At 44.9% G+C, this 19,766-nt stretch carries 12 protein-coding genes and 3 pseudogenes; 11 read left to right on the plus strand and 4 right to left on the minus strand.

Annotated elements, in window-relative coordinates; all coding sequences use genetic code 11:
* The first annotated feature begins 82 nt into the window (after positions 1-82).
* A complete protein-coding gene (locus H6F66_RS15845) occupies positions 83-3,358 on the plus strand; it encodes a tubulin-like doman-containing protein (RefSeq protein ID WP_199295324.1) in 3,276 nt (1,091 codons plus the stop codon).
* Positions 3,359-3,420: 62 nt separating this feature from the next.
* Here the strand turns inward: H6F66_RS15845 and H6F66_RS15850 are convergent, their stop codons facing one another.
* A complete protein-coding gene (locus H6F66_RS15850; protein WP_190422986.1) occupies positions 3,421-3,744 on the minus strand; it encodes a hypothetical protein in 324 nt (107 codons plus the stop codon).
* Between the two features lie 340 nt (positions 3,745-4,084).
* Between H6F66_RS15850 and H6F66_RS15855 the strand changes: the two genes are divergently transcribed.
* The 9 genes and pseudogenes from H6F66_RS15855 (at position 4,085) to H6F66_RS15895 (ending at position 16,717) form a co-directional block, all read left to right on the plus strand.
* Entirely contained in the window at positions 4,085-6,493 is a 2,409-nt protein-coding gene (locus tag H6F66_RS15855; RefSeq protein ID WP_190422988.1) for a GH116 family glycosyl hydrolase, read from the plus strand.
* A gap of 302 nt (positions 6,494-6,795) precedes the next feature.
* Positions 6,796-8,076 carry an MFS transporter gene (locus H6F66_RS15860; protein ID WP_190422989.1) on the plus strand — a complete coding sequence of 427 codons (1,281 nt, stop codon included), beginning with the start codon at positions 6,796-6,798 and terminating at the stop codon, positions 8,074-8,076.
* A gap of 222 nt (positions 8,077-8,298) precedes the next feature.
* Positions 8,299-8,942: pseudogene (locus tag H6F66_RS28425) on the plus strand (IS4 family transposase); the annotation flags it as partial.
* A gap of 440 nt (positions 8,943-9,382) precedes the next feature.
* A complete protein-coding gene (locus tag H6F66_RS15870; RefSeq protein ID WP_190422999.1) occupies positions 9,383-12,580 on the plus strand; it encodes an ABC transporter transmembrane domain-containing protein in 3,198 nt (1,065 codons plus the stop codon).
* Positions 12,581-12,870: 290 nt separating this feature from the next.
* On the plus strand, positions 12,871-14,562 hold the full coding sequence (locus tag H6F66_RS15875) for an HlyD family efflux transporter periplasmic adaptor subunit (RefSeq protein WP_190423001.1): 1,692 nt from the start codon (positions 12,871-12,873) through the stop codon (positions 14,560-14,562).
* Between the two features lie 36 nt (positions 14,563-14,598).
* Positions 14,599-15,048, plus strand: coding sequence for a HetP family heterocyst commitment protein (locus tag H6F66_RS15880; protein WP_190423003.1), 450 nt, complete (start codon positions 14,599-14,601; stop codon positions 15,046-15,048).
* A gap of 241 nt (positions 15,049-15,289) precedes the next feature.
* On the plus strand, positions 15,290-15,514 hold the full coding sequence (locus H6F66_RS15885; RefSeq protein WP_190423005.1) for a hypothetical protein: 225 nt from the start codon (positions 15,290-15,292) through the stop codon (positions 15,512-15,514).
* Positions 15,515-15,630: 116 nt separating this feature from the next.
* Positions 15,631-15,858, plus strand: a complete 228-nt coding sequence (locus H6F66_RS15890; RefSeq protein ID WP_190423007.1) for a hypothetical protein — start codon at positions 15,631-15,633, stop codon at positions 15,856-15,858.
* Between the two features lie 568 nt (positions 15,859-16,426).
* The gene (locus tag H6F66_RS15895) at positions 16,427-16,717 is read left to right on the plus strand and encodes a hypothetical protein (protein WP_190423009.1); all 291 of its coding nucleotides are present in this window, start codon (positions 16,427-16,429) and stop codon (positions 16,715-16,717) included.
* A 453-nt stretch (positions 16,718-17,170) separates the two neighbouring features.
* On the opposite strand, the gene H6F66_RS15900 is transcribed toward H6F66_RS15895, so the two are convergent.
* Positions 17,171-17,641, minus strand: a complete 471-nt coding sequence (locus tag H6F66_RS15900; protein WP_190423010.1) for a hypothetical protein — start codon at positions 17,639-17,641, stop codon at positions 17,171-17,173.
* Between the two features lie 308 nt (positions 17,642-17,949).
* Here H6F66_RS15900 and H6F66_RS15905 point away from each other — a divergent pair, with 308 nt between their 5' ends.
* Complete coding sequence (locus tag H6F66_RS15905; RefSeq protein ID WP_190423019.1) at positions 17,950-18,690, plus strand: peptidylprolyl isomerase; 741 nt, start codon at positions 17,950-17,952, stop codon at positions 18,688-18,690.
* A gap of 678 nt (positions 18,691-19,368) precedes the next feature.
* Here H6F66_RS15905 and H6F66_RS15910 read toward each other — a convergent pair.
* Positions 19,369-19,620: pseudogene (locus H6F66_RS15910) on the minus strand (transposase); the annotation flags it as partial.
* A 27-nt stretch (positions 19,621-19,647) separates the two neighbouring features.
* Positions 19,648-19,766: pseudogene (locus H6F66_RS15915) on the minus strand (IS1 family transposase); the annotation flags it as partial.

The raw sequence follows: 19,766 nt of genomic DNA on the forward strand, positions 1-19,766 counted from the left end.
GCGTTAGCGAAGCGGCGCGACAGCGCTACCTCTGCGATTATCTTTGCGTTAAAACTAAAAAAGCTGATACAGGAGAAATATCATGGCAGCAGTAGAAGAAAAAAGTATGGTTCCCACCGTACTCGTAGGAGTAGGTGGAACAGGCGTGGAAGTGCTGTCGCGGGTACGCCGACTGGTAGAAGAAACTTATGGCAGTTTAAAGAATTTTCCGATCATTAGTTTCCTGACAATTGATACCGATAAAGATTACAAAGTAAACAATCCAGAAGCAGCAGGAACGCCATTACAAGATAACGAGAAATTTTGGGCAAGTGTCAGCGGCAAAGAAGTCAGCGATATTATGTCCAATATGGGAAAATATCCTTGGATTGAGTCGTGGTTTCCCAAAGAATTAGAGCGAAATATTGGCGCATTAGAAGCAGGTGCGGGTCAAATTCGCGCTTGCGGCCGATTTGCTTTTTTTTACAACTACCACAAGATTCAGCAAAAATTTAATGAAGCTTGCGATCGCGTCAAGGGTCACGAAAACTTTATGCTGGATAAATACGGCATTAAGGTGAGCAGCGGTGGGTTAAATGTCTTCGTCACAGGCTCCCTTTCTGGCGGTACTGGTAGCGGTATGCTCATCGATTTGGGCTACTGTATCCGCAATTGGCTCAAAGGTCAAGCCAGCCCCCTGATAACGGCAATTGTGCCGATGCCTAATGCCTTTGCGAGTATCAAAGTGGGCGATCGCGTTCTCGCTAATGGCTACGCAGCGATGATGGAATTAAGCTATTTCTCGGACTACAGAACCGAGTACGCTGTTCAATTTAGCGGTGGATTAGCAGATGAAGTTCGCAACAAACGCCCTCCATTTGATTTTACCTATTTAGTAGGTACAAAAAATGGCGAAAGTGAGTTTTCCTTAGACCAAATCCGGGAAATGATCGGGCAAAATATTTTCCTAGATTTAACTAGCGATTTTGCTCCCCATAAGCGTTCAATTCGAGACAATATTAAAGGTGCTTGGGCGCAAGCAGATCCAGGCGGGAGAGGTTATCCCAAGAACTTTATGAGTTTTGGACTCTCTACAATTGAAATTCCCCTGGCTCAAATTCGCACTTCTTTATCTAGCCGTTTGGGAGTAGATTTAGTTAGTTGGTGGCTGAATGAATCTGTACCGTTACCGCCAAATGTTCTGGATTTGGTGCAGACCGATATCCTAAAAAGAATGCGGTTAACGGACGCGGAAGTTATAGCAGATTTATCCTCAGCGAATGATAAATCCTATGTGTCAGAAATTTCTAACTGGGTGAATAGCATTCGCAATGAAATTGCCACTGATAATAAGCTGCAATGCACCCATCAAGGTGTAAATGTTATCGGTTCGGAACGCGGTAAAATTCTGCAATTTGTAGATACTTATCTCACACCCAAGGTAGATGAATATCGCGCCAACCACTTGCGGGAATTAAGTCCGGACGAGCGATCGCATGGTGACTTCCTGCAAAAAATGTACGATAACCGCAACCGCATTATTCAACAGGGAAGAAAAGCGCTAGAGGCGGAGTTGTACGACATTGTACGCGATCGCAACCGAGGATTAAAATTTGCCGATGCCTTCATCGCCACAGCCCGCCAACTATTCATAAATTCCGCAGAAAAGTTTCGCCGGGACTCAGAAAAAATTTGGCAACCCAACGAAGCAAATCGGCAAAGACAGTATGAGACAGCTTTACAAGATATTAATCAATTTAAAAGCTTGTTTGGTCTTACCAAGCAAGCACAAATGGAGAAATATTGCGAAGATGCTCTCACAGGTTTAGAAGGTAGTTTTGTTGCTATTATTCAGCGCAAAGCACGCGCTTTAGCATTAGAAGTAATTGCCAGAATGCAAGAACATCTAGAATTGCTAGAACGGAGACTGGCTCGATTTAATCAAAAATTACGGCAACTACGCGATGGTTTCAAACAAAAAGCTGATAAAGAAGCTGATAGCGCCGATGCTTTAAAAATCAACGGAATTAAACTGTACGAACGGGAAGAACTAAATCTGCTTTATCGCGATATGATTGAGCAGTTGGCGGGTGCATCAGAAGGTAGTAAAAGCCGCTATGATTTGGGGATAGATCAAATTTGCAGCACGATGTCAGAAGACGTGTTGCGCGATGCTAGTCCTTTGTGGAAACAGACACGCGCTGCGGGTGAAGTAATGCAGCTATTTGATATTACTCAACTACCAGATGTGAACTCGGATGACTTTAAGGAAATTGTCGTTAGCAAAACTCAGTTAGTAGTAGAAAAGTCTCCCCAAGAAAGTCGGTTTAAAAGGGAACTCGCCGCAAGCGATCGCTTATTCAAAGCCTTGCAAAACGACCCGGAAGCAATCCGTAGCAACATTCGCATCGCCTACCAAAAATCACAACCCCTGATTTTACTTTCCCAAGCCGTTCTCAGTGGTGCAGATGCAGGTTTTACACCAGCATTAAATACCAAAGTTGCCATCGTCGGCGGTCGCAACAGCACCGATCCAGCCGCAATTAAACTACTACCTTATTTGCAAGAACGAGTTGGGAGTAGCGATGCGATCACACCATTAGGAGAACAAGAACGTCACCGAATTGTTTTTGTGCAAGAAAAAGGCGGCTTTTCTCTGCGTTGCATTGACGGAATGCGAGAGCTGCGACAATCATATCAAGACTGGAAAGGACAATCTATAGAAGCCAAGCGATCGCAACTTAAAGGCGAAAGCAAAGATCCTCCCGTACCCGTCCACATTCAAAAAGAACCCCCTTTCTGGGATGTGTTTCCCGAAGATCCAGAAGTGTTCCGGTTGGTGGTACAAGCACGAGCTTTTCGTGTTTTGCGACTAGAAGAAAATCGCAACACTAAAGAAAATACGATCCGCTACACAAGGAAAACTGTCATCGGCACAGAAAATGTAGATATTGCTTCCGGTTGGGAAGAAGCTGTACAAGTGTTGGAAGTGCTGGCGTGTCGTCCTGATAAAGAGGAAATCCAGCGTCAAGTGACAGCACTCCTCGCCGCCGCTGATCAACCCCAAGAAAAGCGAGTTTTATATAATCAGTTGATGGCTTATCTGAAGCAGCGAGAAGTGGAATTGGAGAAAAATGGGGGAACTGATAGCCCAGATTACAGACGGGAAGCTACGATTATTCAAAATGTCATAGCTGCCAATAAGTTAAATGTTGGTGTTGGTGTTGGTGTCACCACACCAACACCGCAAGATCAGCCGCCTGTTAATAATGGTGGTGCTGCACCTGCACAGGTTTTCTGCACCAGTTGCGGCAACAAAAACCCCGCTAATTCTAAGTTTTGTTCCAAGTGCGGTACTCGACTGGTTCAATTCACCTAAATTAATCGAGACACCTTGATTAACTCGTTCCCAGGCTAAGCCTGGGAACGAGAAGGTGGTCTTTATTTCACCTTTCGATAAATGGCACAAAGGCGACTTGGTTTAAAAATTTTAGCTTTAAACATGAAATTAGGGGGGACGTTAATAATCAGGTGATCCTCAGATTGGTGGAATTTCTCAAATTCGGCTGGCATCCCTTTAGGTGTGGCTGTGCTGTAGGGAACTGGCTGGAAAAGAAATTCTGTAAATTCAACTTCTTCGCACTGCATTTGCTCAGTAATTTGCTTTACAAAAGCTTCGCCCTTTAATAAATTAAACAGAGTTTCTTTTGCCTCTGGATCGAGGGTAAAATTGCCATCAAAATTTTCAATGATTTTTAGACCCATTTTACGTACAGCTATTTATTAACGCCTTAGAAAGGATAGCAATAAAATTGTCACTTCGAGCAATTTATTGCATTAGGCAATGTTTTTTTGTGACAGACTCTTGGAGAGGTTTGCAATCAACACCAGCTTTATAGATTAAGAATCGTGAAGCCTCTGAAACCAGAGTGTATAAAATATTAGTGAAGAAATGATGAATAGACTGGGAAGCAATACGTTGAGTAAACGCACAACATAGAGATTGCTATCGAATTTATTAAAAATATTGATACTTTAGTAAATGTCAATATCAATATTCGCCCGGATTGGGGTGGAATCAGACGAAACGCCGTAAAATCAGGAAATGATTTATCAACGCCCTCGCTTGGAAATTCCCGAATGCACCTGGAAGCGTCCCATCGGACTCGGATGGGACAAGCCTTACACTGTCCGCTATGCCAGTAATCTCGACGATGGCCCTTGGCACGGTATGCCTTTGGGTGGCTTTGGCGCAGGTTGCATTGGTCGTTCCCCAAGAGGTGACTTTAACTTGTGGCATCTGAATGGCGGAGAACACGTATTTCGCAGTCTGCCTGCTTGCCAGTTTAGCGTCTTTGAGCAGCCAGAAGACTCCCCAGCGCAAGCTTATGCGCTGTGTACGGAACCGCCAGAGGATGGCAGTTTATCTCGCTGGCAGTGGTATCCCAAGGAAGGGACTGGGGATAAGGGACTGGGGACGGGGACTTATCATGCGCTTTATCCGCGCAGTTGGTTTGTCTATGAAAATGTGTTTCAGGCGGAGTTGACTTGCGAGCAGTTTTCGCCAATTTGGGCGGGAAATTATCAGGAAACTTCTTACCCTACAGCTGTGTTTCGCTGGACTGCATACAATCCCACAGATAAGCCGATAACGATTAGCATTATGCTGACTTGGCAGAATGTGGTCGGTTGGTTTACCAATGCGATTAAGTCGCCAGAAGTACGGGTGCGGGATGATGGTAGCCCGGTTTACGAGTATCAGCCACGATGGGGAGATAGTACGGGAAACTTAAATCAGTGGATTTCCGACTTTCACCGCGTGGGATGTCTGCTAGATCGGGTAAGGCTGCATGATGAAATTGGCGAGGGGGAAGGACAGTTAGCGATCGCTACTGTGACTAATCCCAGTTTAGAAGTCTTTCATCACAGTCGTTGGGACCCGGCAAGCGATGGCGGCGATATTTGGGATATTTTTGCTTGTAATGGCACCTTATCGGATCGGCAAGATGAAACGCCAGCCGCACCAGGGGAACAAATAGCTAGTGCGATCGCTGTCCGCTTTACCCTGAAACCTGGTAGAACTCGCTATGTTCCTTTTATCCTCTGCTGGGATTTTCCGGTGATGGAATTCGGTACGGGGGATTCTATCACTAAATATTACCGTCGTTATACTGATTTCTTTGGTCGCAATGGCACAAATGCTTGGTCGATAATTCGCACGGCTCTTAAGCAAGATGATACTTGGCGGGACTCAATTCGCGAATGGCAACAGCCAATTTTAGAGCAGCAGGACTTGCCTTCTTGGTTCAAAATGGCACTGTTTAATGAGCTGTATCTGTTATGCGATGGCGGTACTCTATGGACAGCAGCATCAGAGTTAGATCCGATTGGACAATTTGGTGTTTTAGAGTGCCTAGATTATCGTTGGTACGAAAGTTTAGACGTGCGGCTTTACGGCTCGTTTGCTTTGGCGATGCTTTGGCCGAAATTAGATAAAGCAGTTTTAGAAGCTTTTGCACGGGCAATCCCCACAGGGGACGATACTCCCAGAATTATTGGGTACAATCAAGCACAGGCAATTCGGAAAGCTGCCAATGCCACACCCCACGATCTCGGCGCACCAAATGAGCATCCGTGGGAAAAAACTAACTATACCAGTTATCAGGATTGCAACCTTTGGAAAGATTTACCTTGCGATTTTGTTTTGCAAGTTTATCGAGATTTTGTGATGACTGGCTCCACAGATATCCAGTTTTTGGGAGAATGCTGGGATTCAATTGTCAAGACGCTGGCTTATGTCAAGGAGTTTGATCTAGACGGGGATGGGATTCCAGAAAATTCCGGTGCGCCAGATCAGACTTTTGATGATTGGAGATTGCAGGGTCTGAGTGCTTATTGCGGCGGCTTGTGGTTAGCGGCTTTGGAGAGTGCGATCGCTATCGGACAAATATTAGCCGAAAATTACCCTGACGGCGAATACAACACCACCAATTACCAAATCTGGCTAGACCAATCCCAATCTTTATATCAACAAAAGCTTTGGAACGGTAAATATTACCGACTCGACAGCGAAAGCGGATCTGATATTGTGATGGCAGATCAACTTTGCGGTCAGTTCTACGCTCGTTGGTTGGGATTACCCGACATTGTGCCAGTAGAGTGCATACAATCTACCCTCAAAACTGTGTATGAGTCCTGCTTTTTGAAATTTAATAATGGTCTTCTGGGTGCTGCAAATGGAGTAAAACCAGATGGTACGCCTTTCAATCCTAATGCTACTCATCCCCTAGAAGTTTGGACAGGAATTAACTTTGGGCTTGCGGCATTCATGGTGCAAATGGGGATGAAAGATGAAGCTTTCCAAATGACGGAAGCTGTCGTGCGCCAAGTTTACGACAATGGGCTGCAATTCCGCACCCCCGAAGCGATCACAGCTGCTGGTACTTTCCGTGCTAGTCACTACCTGCGAGCAATGGCAATTTGGGCAATCTACGGCGTACTGACAAAATTTTAAACTCGTTCCCATACTCAGCCTGGGAAGGAATCATTTTGACTTTTGGCTTAATTACCTCCTCCTATTGACGGAGGGATTGCAGTAAAAAATAATTCTAGGAACGTCACCCAACAAATGCTTACGTTTTGTTGGGTGACGTTCCTCAACGCAACCTACGCGAATATTAGTGTTTTTCGCTCTAACCGAACCGTATTGCTTGATTACTTCCCTCCGTTGACAGAGGGATTGCAGTAATTTTTTAAGTAACTTTACAAAATATAATATATGCTCCCGTAGGTTTGAGCCAAAAACGACCAAGGTATATGAAGAGAAATCCTATCAAATTGATGCCAGTTCTCCCGGCATTGAAATCGAGAAATTATCGGTTATTTTTTGGAGGTCAGGGGCTTTCTCTAATTGGAAGTTGGATGACTCAAGTTGCTACGATTTGGCTAGTTTATAGCCTGACTAATTCTGCTTTATTACTAGGTTTAGTGGGATTTGCAGGTCAATTTCCTAGTTTTATTCTCACCCCTATTGGGGGTGTTTTAGTAGATAAATTCCCCCGCCACCGGATCTTAGTCATTACTCAAATACTTTCTATGATCCAATCTTTAGCGCTTGCCTTTATAGCGTTTACAGGAATAGTAAATATTTGGCATCTGATATTTTTGAGTATATTTCAAGGAGTTGTCAGCGCCTTTGATGCGCCAGCCCGTCAAGCTTTCGTACCAGAAATCGTAGAAAGAAAAGACGATTTAGCGAATGCGATCGCTCTCAATTCTTCTATGTTTAATGGAGCCAGATTAATTGGCCCTGCTATTGGAGGACTACTTGTTGCTTCAGTTGGATCTGCTTACTGTTTTTTAATTGATGGACTCAGTTACATTGCTGTGATTGCTGCTTTATTAGCAATGAAGCTAAAGCCCAAAAAACTCAACGTTACAAATACTCATCCTTGGCAGAGATTGAAAGAAGGATTTGTATATACCTTTGGGTTTCCACCCATTCGCGCCATTATCCTATTGCTGGCTTTAGTCAGCTTTATGGGAATGCAATATACCGTTCTCGTGCCGATTTTTGCCACAGAAATTCTTGGCGGCGGCGCTGAAACTCTAGGTTTTCTAATGGCTGCTTCCGGAGTAGGAGCCTTAGTAGGTGCGGTTTATCTAACTACGCGACAAAGTGTTTTAGGACTAGGAAAATTTATTGCTTATTCACCAGCCTTCATGGGAATTGGGCTAATTGGTTTTTCTTTATCCCGCGTACTGGCGCTTTCTCTACTGATGATGTTAATCGTGGGATTGGGTTTCATTATGCAATTTACATCTAGTAATACAATTGTTCAAACAATTGTCGAAGATGATAAACGCGGACGGGTGATGAGCATATACACAATGGCATTTTTTGGTGTAGTTCCCTTGGGAAATTTATTTGCTGGTAGTTTAGCAAATCAAATCGGCGCGCCCAACACGTTAATTATTGCTGGCAGTTTTTGTATCTTAGGCTCATTACTTTTTGCCAAAGAGTTACCTACTTTAAGGCGATTAATCCACCCAATATATACAAAGATTGGTGTAATCAAACCTCAGCCTAATTCATAATTACAACAGAAACTTTCAGGCTGCATACCTATAAATGGATTCAGTCAAAAGTAGGTTAGGTTTCGCTGGCGCTCAACCCAACGAAATATAATCATTCTTTAGGTAATGCTAACCTCAACGCAACTCAATACTTCTCAGATAAACGACAATTGGAGAACAAGTAGTAGCGCGACAAGCTTAATTTGCTGGGTTTGCTGAGAGCTAAAAAGCTCGAAATGTAACCTTAGTGTTCGCATTACCAAGGTAGACATTCAACGACCTGACAATCTCAATGCCCAAGACTATCCCGCCAGTGTCCGTTTTTGTGCAGTCGAGGCAAAGGAGGTCAACCCACCTGCTGGGCAAAAACCGATTCATTGGCGACTGTGAACCACCCATGAAGTCCTTTGTCTGGAACAGGCACTCGAAGTGATTAAGTGGTATTGCTGGGGCTGGCGGATTGAGCAACTGGAAAGCCACCCTCAAGTAGGCAGGACTGAATCTCGAAGTCACTCAACTCGAATCGATAGAAGCTATTAAGCGCTTGAGTGTCTTAGCGTTGTCGATTGCTGTGCGAACCCTGCAACTGGTGGAAGGGCGAGATAACCCAGATTTTACCTGCCTCGGTTGCTTTCACTTCGGAGTAGCAGCACTGCCTGGCTCAACTGGCACCTTTGTTGCAAGGACGCACTCAAAAACAGCAAAATCCTTATCTCCCCAATTCTTTAGCTTGGGCAACCTGGTTAATTGCCCGACTCAGAGGATGGTCGGGTTATCGCTCCCAGCGTCTCCCTGGAATGCCCACTCTGGTTAATGGTCTGCGGCAGTTGGAGTCGCTCTTCCTGGGATGGAAACTTGCTCAGACTCCACTTGTGTGTACACGGTAGCTTCCTTTTTAAGGGGGCTAGGGGGGATCGAGTCTTATCCGAGAAGTATTGTTAAGTAAATCATATTGCAACCCTGATGCCTTGGCATTTCCCGTAGTGCCTCTAGATGTCTTCGCTATCAAAGAGGAATCTGTTACAGATGTTTTAAATCATCATGTCTTAAATGTTCCAATTTTCTAGCTTAGTTTAGTTAGGCATAAAAATATAAAATTGTCTGATAACTTCTGTTAAAGGTCTTCATATTTTTTATCATGAAGTTAAAATAAAGATTTTATAAAGTTGTAGTAAAGATTTGATAAATTATTAGAGGCTATATTGACAGCACTACGTAAATTCACTAATACATGATCAAAGGGGAAATACCGTTACCCTTTTCTTAGTGTTTTTAACAAAAACCTAAAACGAACAAAGTTAAACTTTGAAAGCTAAGAGCCTAATAAATGAATCGGATGTTAGGATTGCCAGAGCATCCTCCGCCTCAGAACCTTGAGAACGCTTCCCATAGTCTTGCAAATATCCTCAACCTACTGAGGCTATCTCAATCAGATCCCAATCAGGCATCGGAATTTAACCAAGTGTTTGAAATGTGTGAGTTTCAACTTGGCGATCCCTTGGTTAGCTATTATGTATCCCCTCTCTCAGGGAATTCCGTTCATGGTGAACTAGATCGAGAAAACACTGATTGGTTTTATATAATTTGCCAAGGTCGGGTACGGCTGCTGGGTTTTGATGCTACGCAGGGAAGAGAAGTTTCCGCTCTAGTACTGGAAGCAGGCGAAAATTTTGGTGCAGAAGCTTTATTCGGCAATATGGAGCTACAAAGCGCCCTAAGCGTAAGGATGCCAAAAGCGATCGCTGCCAGTGCAGGTGTAGCAGCAAGGATTCCAATTGCACAATTGGAAACTTGGTTAGAGCGACTTCCCAATCTAAGAGACTACTTGCTGAAACTCTCTCAGGAGCGGCAATGTCTAATTTTCTTAAAAACCGCTACAGAATTGCGATCGCTTCCCAGCCTAAGTCTGCGGCAACTCTTACCCTACCTAGTAGAAATACGGATCTCTGCTGGCGAGTCGCTGGAGTATATTCCCGCAGAAACGGGTCGCTTCTGGCTTGGCAATGGGCAAATTCAAGGATCGCAGCCACCAACAGTAGGAGAAAGCTGGGGATATCCAAATCCAACGCCCACAGATTGGGTTGCACAGACAGATTTAGTGGTTTACCATCTGCCCACAGAACATTGGGAAGCAGCGATCACGATCGCTCCGGTTTTAGCAGTTGTATCCAGCGATAGCGCTAGCAACGGATATCAAAAGCTAGCAAGTCATCAGGCGGTAATGCCGATTCATCGCGTCTGTGTCAATCCTCAGCCGTCACTGAATAACGGACAAACTCCCCTTTCATCACCTTCATCAACAGGAGGGAAAGAAGGGGGAACAGACAACCAACAACCAATTGCTTTTCCCAAACCGTTAAAGCCTCGGCGATTGTTAGGACAACGCTATCCATTCATTCAACAGCAGAGTACTGCCGACTGCGGTGCCACTTGCTTAGCAATGATCGGACAGTATTGGGGCAAACGGTTTAGCCTCAATTCCCTCCGCAATCTAGCTGGCGTAGGGCGTTCCGGTGCCTCCCTGACTAAAGGCTTAGCTACTGCCGCCGAAAGCGTCGGGTTTCATGCGCGTCCCGTGCGGGCTTCTTTAAGCCGCTTGGTAGATCGGACTAACCCTTGGATTGCCCACTGGCAAGGCGATCATTATGTCGTTGTCTACCAAGTCAAAGGGAGGCGCATCCTAATTGCCGATCCCGCAGTGGGCAGGCGATCGCTTTCTCACGAGGAATTTCAAGCTAATTGGACGGGATACGCTTTACTCCTCGACCCCACAGAACGACTGCAAACAGTCCAAAGTGAGAAACGCTCTCTCGGTAGCTTCTGGGGCATATTGTTGCCTTACCGCTCCCTAATCGGGCAAATTATCTTAGCATCTTTGCTAATCCAGGTTTTTGGCCTAATTACCCCCCTATTTACCCAAATCATTCTCGACCGGGTTGTTGTCAACAAAAGCTTTATCACCCTACACGTCTTCGCCATCGGATTGCTACTTTTTGGCATTTGGCGCATCGGCTTAAGTGCCATTCGCCAATACCTGTTGGATTATTTTGCCAATCGATTAGACCTCACCCTGATCGGTGGGTTTATCAGCCATACCCTGACCTTACCCCTGAAGTTTTTTGAATCCCGCCACGTGGGAGACATTATTACGCGGGTGCAGGAAAACCAGAAAATCCAGATGTTTCTAACGCGCCAAGCTGTCACCGCTTGGTTAGATGCCTCAATGGCAATTGTCTATGTGGGGTTGATGGCGTATTATAACTGGCGTTTGACGCTCTTGGTTTTGGCACTGATTCCCCCCATCGCCATTTTGACAGTTGTGGCGAGTCCATTCCTCAGAAAGGTGTCGCGGGAAGTCTTTGCTGAGGAGGCAGCGCAAAACTCCTCCCTTGTGGAAATGATGAACGGCGTTGCTACGGTAAAAGCAGCAGCAGCAGAGCGAGAGTTGCGCTGGCGTTGGGAAGATCGGTTAACTGGTACGTTAAATGCGCGATTTCGAGGGCAAAAACTGGCGAATGGGTTGCAAGCAACTGGCGGCTTAATTAATACTTTGGGTAGTACTGCATTGCTTTGGTATGGGGCGACACTCGTAATGCAGAATCAGCTCACTATCGGTCAGTTTGTCGCATTCAATATGCTGATTGGCAATGTCATCAACCCCGTGCTGGCGTTGGTGAACTTGTGGGATGAACTGCAAGAAGTGATGGTTTCTGTGGAACGGCTGAATGATGTATTTTCAGCCCAACCTGAAGAAAATCCCCAACAACCTCTACTTGTTCTGCCTCATCTGAGGGGTGAGGTGAAGTTAGAGAACGTTACGTTTCGTTACTCTCAGGAGCAGGAGCGCAACACGCTCCAGAATATTTCATTTGAGGTGGCGGCTGGGCAAACCGTGGCGATTGTGGGGCGCAGTGGTTCCGGCAAAAGTACCTTAGTTAGTCTGCTACAAGGTTTATATCACCCTACCAGTGGTCGAATCTGTGTAGATGGACACGATATTCGACATGCTTCTCCCCAATCGTTGCGAAGACAGTTGGGCGTGGTGCCGCAGGAATGTTTTCTGTTTTCGGGAACTATTATAGAAAACATCACGCTTTATGCTGACGAGTATACGCTGGAGCAAGTGGTGGAAGTTGCTAAACTGGCAGAAGCCCATGCGTTTATTCAAGATATGCCCTTGGGATACAACACGAAAGTTGGGGAACGGGGTACGAATCTCTCTGGAGGACAGCGACAACGGATTGCGATCGCTCGTGCTTTACTCGGCGATCCTCGCATCCTGATTTTAGATGAAGCAACTAGCTCTCTAGATACGGATTCTGAGCGACGATTTCAGCAGAATCTCGCTCGTATTAGCCGCGATCGCACGAGTTTTATCATTGCTCACCGACTTTCTACCGTTCGCGGAGCCGATTGCATCCTAGTGCTAGATCGAGGCATTTTGGTTGAACGCGGCACCCACGAGGAACTAATTGCGCTGCAAGGTCTTTATTACCACCTAGCGCAACAGCAGCTCGATCTTTAATCCAACTTGCATACCTCGGATAACTCTCGATGTTCTTGGGTTCTGAATTAATACATCTCGGTTAACGATGTTTAGTCCAAGGAGATCCCCCTAACCCCCATAAAAAAGAGGGGTTAGGGGGATCAAGCCTTAACCGAAAAGTATTGGGTTCTGAATTGGCAACTAGAAGAGGTGAGCCAAAGATTGAGCCATCAACCCGATAGAACTCAGGCAATCTATAAGGCAATTCTGGATAAATCGAGGTAATACAAGGCTATTGACGCTGAATTTCTTAATTCTGCCTGACTAATATGGAAAAACGAATCGTACCGATTCCCAACTCAGAGTCCTTTAACCCGCCAGCCAGATTATCGGCTGCTGTTGAGAATAGCTGGGAAGACCTTCCCGTAGACCTATCCGACGATAGAAGTAGTGAGGCTGCATCTATCTATGGAGGTACAGATGTCTCCGTACAAAGTCCCCAATCAGAACCCAAATCTTCTGGCTTTTCACTCCGCACTAGAACCGGAAACCAAGAGCCGAAACACTCAGCACCTGCTTCGGGCAACTGGTCTACTTCCCTACAAAATGTTCTGGAAGAGCCGCCTTCAACACTCCCCCGAAAACTGGTATTGGGAGGGTTAGTTTTTTGTGCGGCATTTGCTGGGTGGGCTTGCTTTGGGCAAATTGACGAAGTGGGACACGCCCAAGGGCGATTAGTGCCTAAAGGGGAGGTTTATAAAATTGACCCGGTGGAAATGGGCAAGGTTGTCAATATTGCCGTCAAAGAAGGGCAAGCGGTGAAAGCGGGGCAGATGTTGGTGGAACTGGATACTCAAATTGCTACTGGTGAAGTGGAACGGTTAGAGCAAATGCTGGGAACCAACCAAATCGAGTTAAGCCAGAAGCAAACGCTTATTGAAAAAATGCGTCAAGAAAGCGGAACTCGTGCGGAAATTGCTAAGGCGGACGTTGAGGCTGCTGCTGCTGCGATCGCCCAAGCTAACGCCAAGACAGCTGCTTCCCAAAAGCTGCTGACTGAATATCTGGCGGATACAGCGGCAAATCAGGCAAGACTAGAACGGCTAAAACCGCTCTCCGGTACGGCACAAGAACTGCTGGTGCAACGGCAAGCGGATGCGGCGGCGGCGGCTGAGGAAGTGGAACGGCTTAAGCCTTTGGTGGAAGAAGGTGCGATCGCCAAAAAATATCTGTTTGATTCCCAGCAAGTTTTGCGCGATCGCCAAAGTGCTATTACCAAAAACAAGCTGGAAGAGGATACGGGTGTCAAGGAACAACTGTTTCAAGCCGAGCAAGCATTACGCGATCGCCAAAGCGCCATTACCGAAACCCAAGGCGAACTCCAGCAAGCTCAAGCCCAAGCCGAGCAACTGCAAGCACAGCTGCACCAGAAGCAAGCCGAAGCACGCCGAACGCAGTTAGAGGCACAGCAGCAAATTCAGCAACTGGAAGTAGAAATCACCCAGCTCAAAGCTAAAATTGCTGAAAATAAAAATCTGCTTACCAGTGCTAAGAGCAAGCTAAAACAGCGGTTTCTCTACGCTCCCGTGGATGGTGTCGTGTCATCCCTCAACATCCACAACACAGGCGTTGTTGTGCAACCTGGACAGACCGTTGCTGAACTGGCTGCTGACAAAGCACCTCTAATTTTATCGGCTAGCTTGCCCAATCAAGAAGCAGGCTTTGTCAAGACAGGAATGTCGGTGCAAATCAAATTTGACGCTTTTCCTTATCAAGACTACGGTACCGTTTCCGGGAAGGTACTATCCGTATCCCCCGATGCTAAACCCGATGAACGACTCGGGGCAGTTTATCAGGTAGAAGTGGCGCTAGACCGGAACTCTGTCACCGCCAATAATCAAACCATCCACTTTAAGACGGGTCAGACAGCGACCGCTGATATTATCATCCGGCATCGTCGCATCGCCGACATCTTGCTAGATCCGATCCGGCAGCTGCAAAAAGGCGGCATCAATTTATAAAACGCAAAAAACAGTTTAGTAAAAAGGGCGATCGCTATGACTTATCGAATTCCCTGTTCTAATCCCAATCTTGACAAAACCATAAATCCCGAACAGTTTAATCAAGTCGTTGAAGCTATCATGGCTGGAAAATATTCCTGGGCTTGTGTTTTGCTTCTGAGGTTTTCTGGTTACAATCCTTTACACTACATCCCTTACCGTACATACAACCGATTGCTCAAAGAAAACTGCCAAATTGGCAGACCAAGCCAACGGAAAGCAGATAGTATAAATACGGATAACCAAAGCGCTCCTACTCGCTCTGAGGATTTATCTCCGCACAATTGCTTAAGCAAAATTACGGATTTGGGTTATCTAGAGGCAGTTAGCGAACCACATCCCCACCTAACGGGTGGCAATCTAGAGCAGGAGTTGGTCTTCTCCCATCCAGAAGACAGTCCAGTTCAAGTGGTGCCAGTGAAGAAGCATTGGTTCTCTATTTTTTAACGAGAAAGCTTCTTCAAGAGTTACAAAATTCAGATTCAATTTAATTAAATATACGCAACAGTTTTATTGTGTTGCTTAACTAATGCCTAGTTCATTCTTCTCCAGAGCCAGGCGTTTTTTATTGGCTACTTCAACTGTTTTTTGGCATAAATAAACCTGCCAAAATGGCAACACTGTTCTACTCTCTTTGGTTACATTATTCATAAGAACCAAACAGGTTAATCAAGCCAAGGACAAAACAATGAATATTTCCGATCTAGATATTCTGGAAGTCGTTTCTGAAGAAACCAGCGTTGAAGGCGGATTTGCATCAGCGGGTGCAAACTCTAGTGCCAATGCTAATGGAAACAACTTCGCCTCCACCTACACCAGCACTTATACCAGCGCTCGTTCGGGGTATTACTACTACTACGACCTCCCCAACTCCGCTTACTCTAGCTCTTCCTCTAGTTCAACTGCTGCTTAGGCAGATATTTGCCGAAACACTTTTGGCTAAATAAATCCAAAATTAATAAGCTTTCGGCACAACAAGATTTGCTTGTGACCAGCTAACAAATGTTTGTAAATCTCAAGGAGAAAGCGATGAATATTTCTGATCTAGATATTTTGGAAGTCGTTTCTGAAGAAATCAGCGTTGAAGGCGGGTTTGCATCCGCTGATGCAAACGCTAGTGCCTATGCTAATGGAAACAACTTCGCCTCCACCTACACCAGCACTTATACCAGCGCTCGTTCGGGGTATTACTATTACTACTACGACCTCCCCAACTCCGCTTCCTCTGGCTCTTCCTCTAGTTCAACTGCTGCTTAGGTAGATATTTGCCGAAACGCTTCTACCTAACTACTCCACAGTTGAGAAGCTTTCGGCACAACAAGATTTGATTGCGATCCGGCAACAAAGAGTTGAAACTGCAACAGAGGGATTTCATGATTATTTCTGACCTAGAGCATCTGGAAGTAGTTCGCAAAGAAAACAGTGTAAAAGGCGGGTATGCCTCTGCATATGCATTTGCTAATGCCTATGCTACCGGTAACTATGTAGCCATTACCTCCAGCACCACTTATACTGGTACTCTTTCAAACTACTCGTTCATAGGGTACTACTCCCCTGGTTCCTACCGCTGATACTAGCTTTTTCACTGGTGCAACTGCGAGTTATACCAATTTTATTTAGTCACCAAGCTGATAGGAAGTCAAAAATTCAGTCTGAGAGAGGTTTTGATAATTCCTATCTGTTTCATCTGCAAATAACAGTGGTATTAGCTAGATATTTACCAAAACAAAACAGAGTAGCCAGAATATAAAAATCGCTGAAGGCTAAATTAATCAAAATTTAAAAAGCATTCAGCGGTTAATTCCCTATTTACCAGGAGGAATGCATGATTCAATTAAAAATAGTTGATCTAGACTTCTGTGAGTTTGAAATCCCCAGTAATGAGGAAGTCATTGGAGGAATTAGTATCTCCAATCCTACAGGTAGCTTTTCCACCAGCGTTAGCTCTAATAAAAGTTCGGGCTATTATGTGAGTTCTTTCTTTGACAAATCCACGGGTGCCTTTGGCTATTCAATAGGATTTGGATACTCTGGAGCTGTCGCTGGCGCAGCAGCAGGTGCTGCCTCTGATGGTTATCAGTATACCTCATCCTATAGCGAAGCTTATACCTACTAAAGCTTCTGAAACTCGTGTTTGACTTAATAAGCTGTTGATTAGAGATGCTACAAAAATGCTTGTTCTAATCAATGGCTTATAGTCGGTTTTTAAACTTTTTTATAGCCATAAATTTCTAATCGCTTTTATTTAATCAAATTAATATACCACCGCCTCTATATCATTTAATAAGGAGATAGCGATGATTAGCTCATCACATAAAGGCGCTTTGTATCTTTGCATAGTCGGAAGCATGGTAATTACTTTTGCTTCTCCTTCCCAAGCTCGCCCTCGCCCTAGTTCTACTCCCCCTAATTTTATTGCTCCTGGTTTTACACCTCCTGGTGGCACTGGTGGCGCTGCCCCTAGCGTCAGCAGTAGCTCAAGCAGCTCTAGTTCATCCTCTTCTTCAGGCGGTTCTGGTAGCAGTAGTAGTGCGACAGCAACCTCGCCTACAGGAACCAGTAGTAGTAGTCAGGCAACGTTCACTCCTGGAGCAACCTCCAGCAGCGCTAGCGCTACAGCAACTGCGACAACAAGCGCTCCTCCTACTACTAGCGCCACAGCAACAGCACCCGCTCCCGTATCTCCGAATTCTGGCACAACTTCACCTGCACCCGTACCCGCACCCGTATTTACCAATCCCGGTGGCGCAAGTGTAAATGCACCCGTATTTACCAATCCCGGTGGCGCAAGTGTAAATGCACCCGCACCCGCACCCGTATTTACCAATCCCAGTGCCGCACCCGCCGCCGTATTTAGTAATAGTAATTCTGCTACCGCCGCAAATGTAAACGCACCTGCTGCCGTATTTAGTAATTCTGCTAGTTCTGTAAGTTCGGGAAAAACACCATTCGTAAGAACATTTTCATCCGCAACAACATCCATTAGCACCTTTTCCTTACCATCGTCTCTCCCAACTAACAGCGCTATTAGTGCTGGCAACAAAGAAAACCGTGTTGAGGATAATCAGGATAGTAGCGTCAGCCGACAGATTCCCTACAGAGTGATAGGAGTACCCAGCCGCGTTTTTCCAGGTTTAGGTATGAGGGCAATTCCCATTAATTCCAACTAATACTAATGTGCAGTTGCATAAAATTGCTCAGTGGTCATTGCACATTAATACTATGCACGAATGACGCGAAATAGTATAATACAGTTTCACGATGTTTCTGCGATACCCTAACTCTAGGAAAATTGGAATGCGTAGTAATGAGTTTTGACCACTTTATGTGTATCAAATAAAACCTAACATGAAAGATTTTTCAGGGTCATCCGTTGAAGTTAATGAAATTGTTGATTTCCTGAAAAAAGACCTACAGTTAAAAGAAGTATGTCAGAAGATTCTATATCAAAGAGTTATTAACCAAGCAGCTCAGGAAAAAAGTCTAACGGTTACTCCAGAGGAAATTCAAGCTGAAGCGAACAAGCTGCGTTACGCAAAGCGTTTGGAGAAGGCTGCTGACACCCTAGCATGGTTAGGAGATCAGATGATATCGGCGGAGGACTGGGAGGCAGGAATTTGCGATCGCCTGATTGCTAAAAAATTAGCAGAGAGTCTTTTTGCCAAAGAAGCAGAGAAGTTTTTTGCCCAAAATAAGCTGAATTTTGACCAAATCTTACTGTATCAAATTATTCTTCCTGATGAAAGACTGGCCCAAGAACTCTTCTATCAAATTGAAGAACGGGAAATTAGCTTTTATGAGGCAGCTCACCTTTATGATATTGATGAGCGGCGCAGACATCAATGCGGTTATGAAGGCAAGCTTTACCGTTGGAGCTTTAAGCCAGATATATCAGCGATTATCTTTAGTGCCAAACGCAAAGAGGTGTTTGGCCCAATTTCCACCGACCAAGGTTATCATCTGTTTATAGTTGAAGAGTTTATCCCAGCTCAATTAACGCCTCAAACACATCAAGAGATCGTGGATAGGATGTTTAAAGAGTGGCTAGCTAGCGAGCTAAACTATATGCTACATAGCACCACAGCTTAAAAAGCTACCTCCCTAAATATTTCGGGTTGGGGTAAGTTAAAAGATTATTAGCCTATAAATAAACATTGATTATGATCCACTCTAGAATCTTAATCCAACGGGTAGTTTTACCAGATGGAAAAAGCGTTGCGTCAGCCAAGAGCATAGCGAGCGCATCTGGCGCTGAGAGTACAATTAGTCAAACCGTCACCGTTCAAGTTTCTTCCAGCAAGGGTTGTAGCAGTAGCTCAACATCTACAGCGTCAGTCCATTAATCGATATTGATAAAAGTAGGGGCTTTCGCATTCGGGCGACAATTTATCTTATCGCGATCGGCCAAGATTTTTTGTCTGAAGGCAAAAGCCCCTACCGACTACATCTTTTGCTTATCTTGTCAAATACTTCTACTGGACTGGCTTTCTAGTACCTCTAAATATACACAAAAAAACTTAACATCAAGAAACCCATTTTCTCTAGGAAAATGGGTTTTTAAGTCGAGGTTTAAACTTCTTGCTCCAAGTCAGAAGAAAGGTTAAAGGAGAAGGGGAAGAAAGATTACTTGGTTTTTCCGTTTTTACTATGCTTTCCTAGCAGGAGCAGCTTTTCCCTTTTCCTCCTATTGCAAAAGGGACTTTTGTAATAGGTTTATTCCTAGGTTTATTTCTGCCTACCCCTTTATCTACTTAACGTGAGTTCGGGTTAAATAGACTCAGGCAAAAAGGCATCGGGTAGGAGGGACGGTTTCTTGGGCTGGTGACAGTAGGCAATCAACCCACAGACCAAGTTGACCAAGCAGTTGACCGGCGAACGGTGACGAGAATGCTCAATCTGAGAAATGTTCTTCAACTGCTCAATCACCGATTCAATGATGGCTCGTCGCCGCAGGAGCAGCTTATCAGCCAATGTCATCAAGCGGTTTTTCATGTTTCGTTTGAGCTTGGTAATCAGTTGGGTAGTGGTAAATATGTAGTGAAAAAATTACTGCATAGATAGCGACGCATTATAATGATGGATAAAATACCATATAGCCCCAATGTGATTTTCTAACTTTTTAGAAAAAGATAAAGTTTTCCTAACCAATCGAGAAATTCTTTGAC

The organism is Trichocoleus sp. FACHB-6, from assembly GCF_014695815.1.
Classification (GTDB): Bacteria; Cyanobacteriota; Cyanobacteriia; order Cyanobacteriales; family FACHB-T130; genus Funiculus; species Funiculus sociatus.

Bases quoted from the DNA above. Each gene is read 5' to 3' on its own strand.
- H6F66_RS15845 (WP_199295324.1), top strand. From the start codon at position 83: ATGGCAGCAGTAGAAGAAAAAAGTATGGTTCCCACCGTACTCGTAGGA.
- H6F66_RS15850 (WP_190422986.1), bottom strand. From the start codon at position 3,744: ATGGGTCTAAAAATCATTGAAAATTTTGATGGCAATTTTACCCTCGAT.
- H6F66_RS15855 (WP_190422988.1), top strand. From the start codon at position 4,085: ATGATTTATCAACGCCCTCGCTTGGAAATTCCCGAATGCACCTGGAAG.
- H6F66_RS15860 (WP_190422989.1), top strand. From the start codon at position 6,796: ATGAAGAGAAATCCTATCAAATTGATGCCAGTTCTCCCGGCATTGAAA.
- H6F66_RS15870 (WP_190422999.1), top strand. From the start codon at position 9,383: ATGAATCGGATGTTAGGATTGCCAGAGCATCCTCCGCCTCAGAACCTT.
- H6F66_RS15875 (WP_190423001.1), top strand. From the start codon at position 12,871: ATGGAAAAACGAATCGTACCGATTCCCAACTCAGAGTCCTTTAACCCG.
- H6F66_RS15880 (WP_190423003.1), top strand. From the start codon at position 14,599: ATGACTTATCGAATTCCCTGTTCTAATCCCAATCTTGACAAAACCATA.
- H6F66_RS15885 (WP_190423005.1), top strand. From the start codon at position 15,290: ATGAATATTTCCGATCTAGATATTCTGGAAGTCGTTTCTGAAGAAACC.
- H6F66_RS15890 (WP_190423007.1), top strand. From the start codon at position 15,631: ATGAATATTTCTGATCTAGATATTTTGGAAGTCGTTTCTGAAGAAATC.
- H6F66_RS15895 (WP_190423009.1), top strand. From the start codon at position 16,427: ATGATTCAATTAAAAATAGTTGATCTAGACTTCTGTGAGTTTGAAATC.
- H6F66_RS15905 (WP_190423019.1), top strand. From the start codon at position 17,950: ATGAAAGATTTTTCAGGGTCATCCGTTGAAGTTAATGAAATTGTTGAT.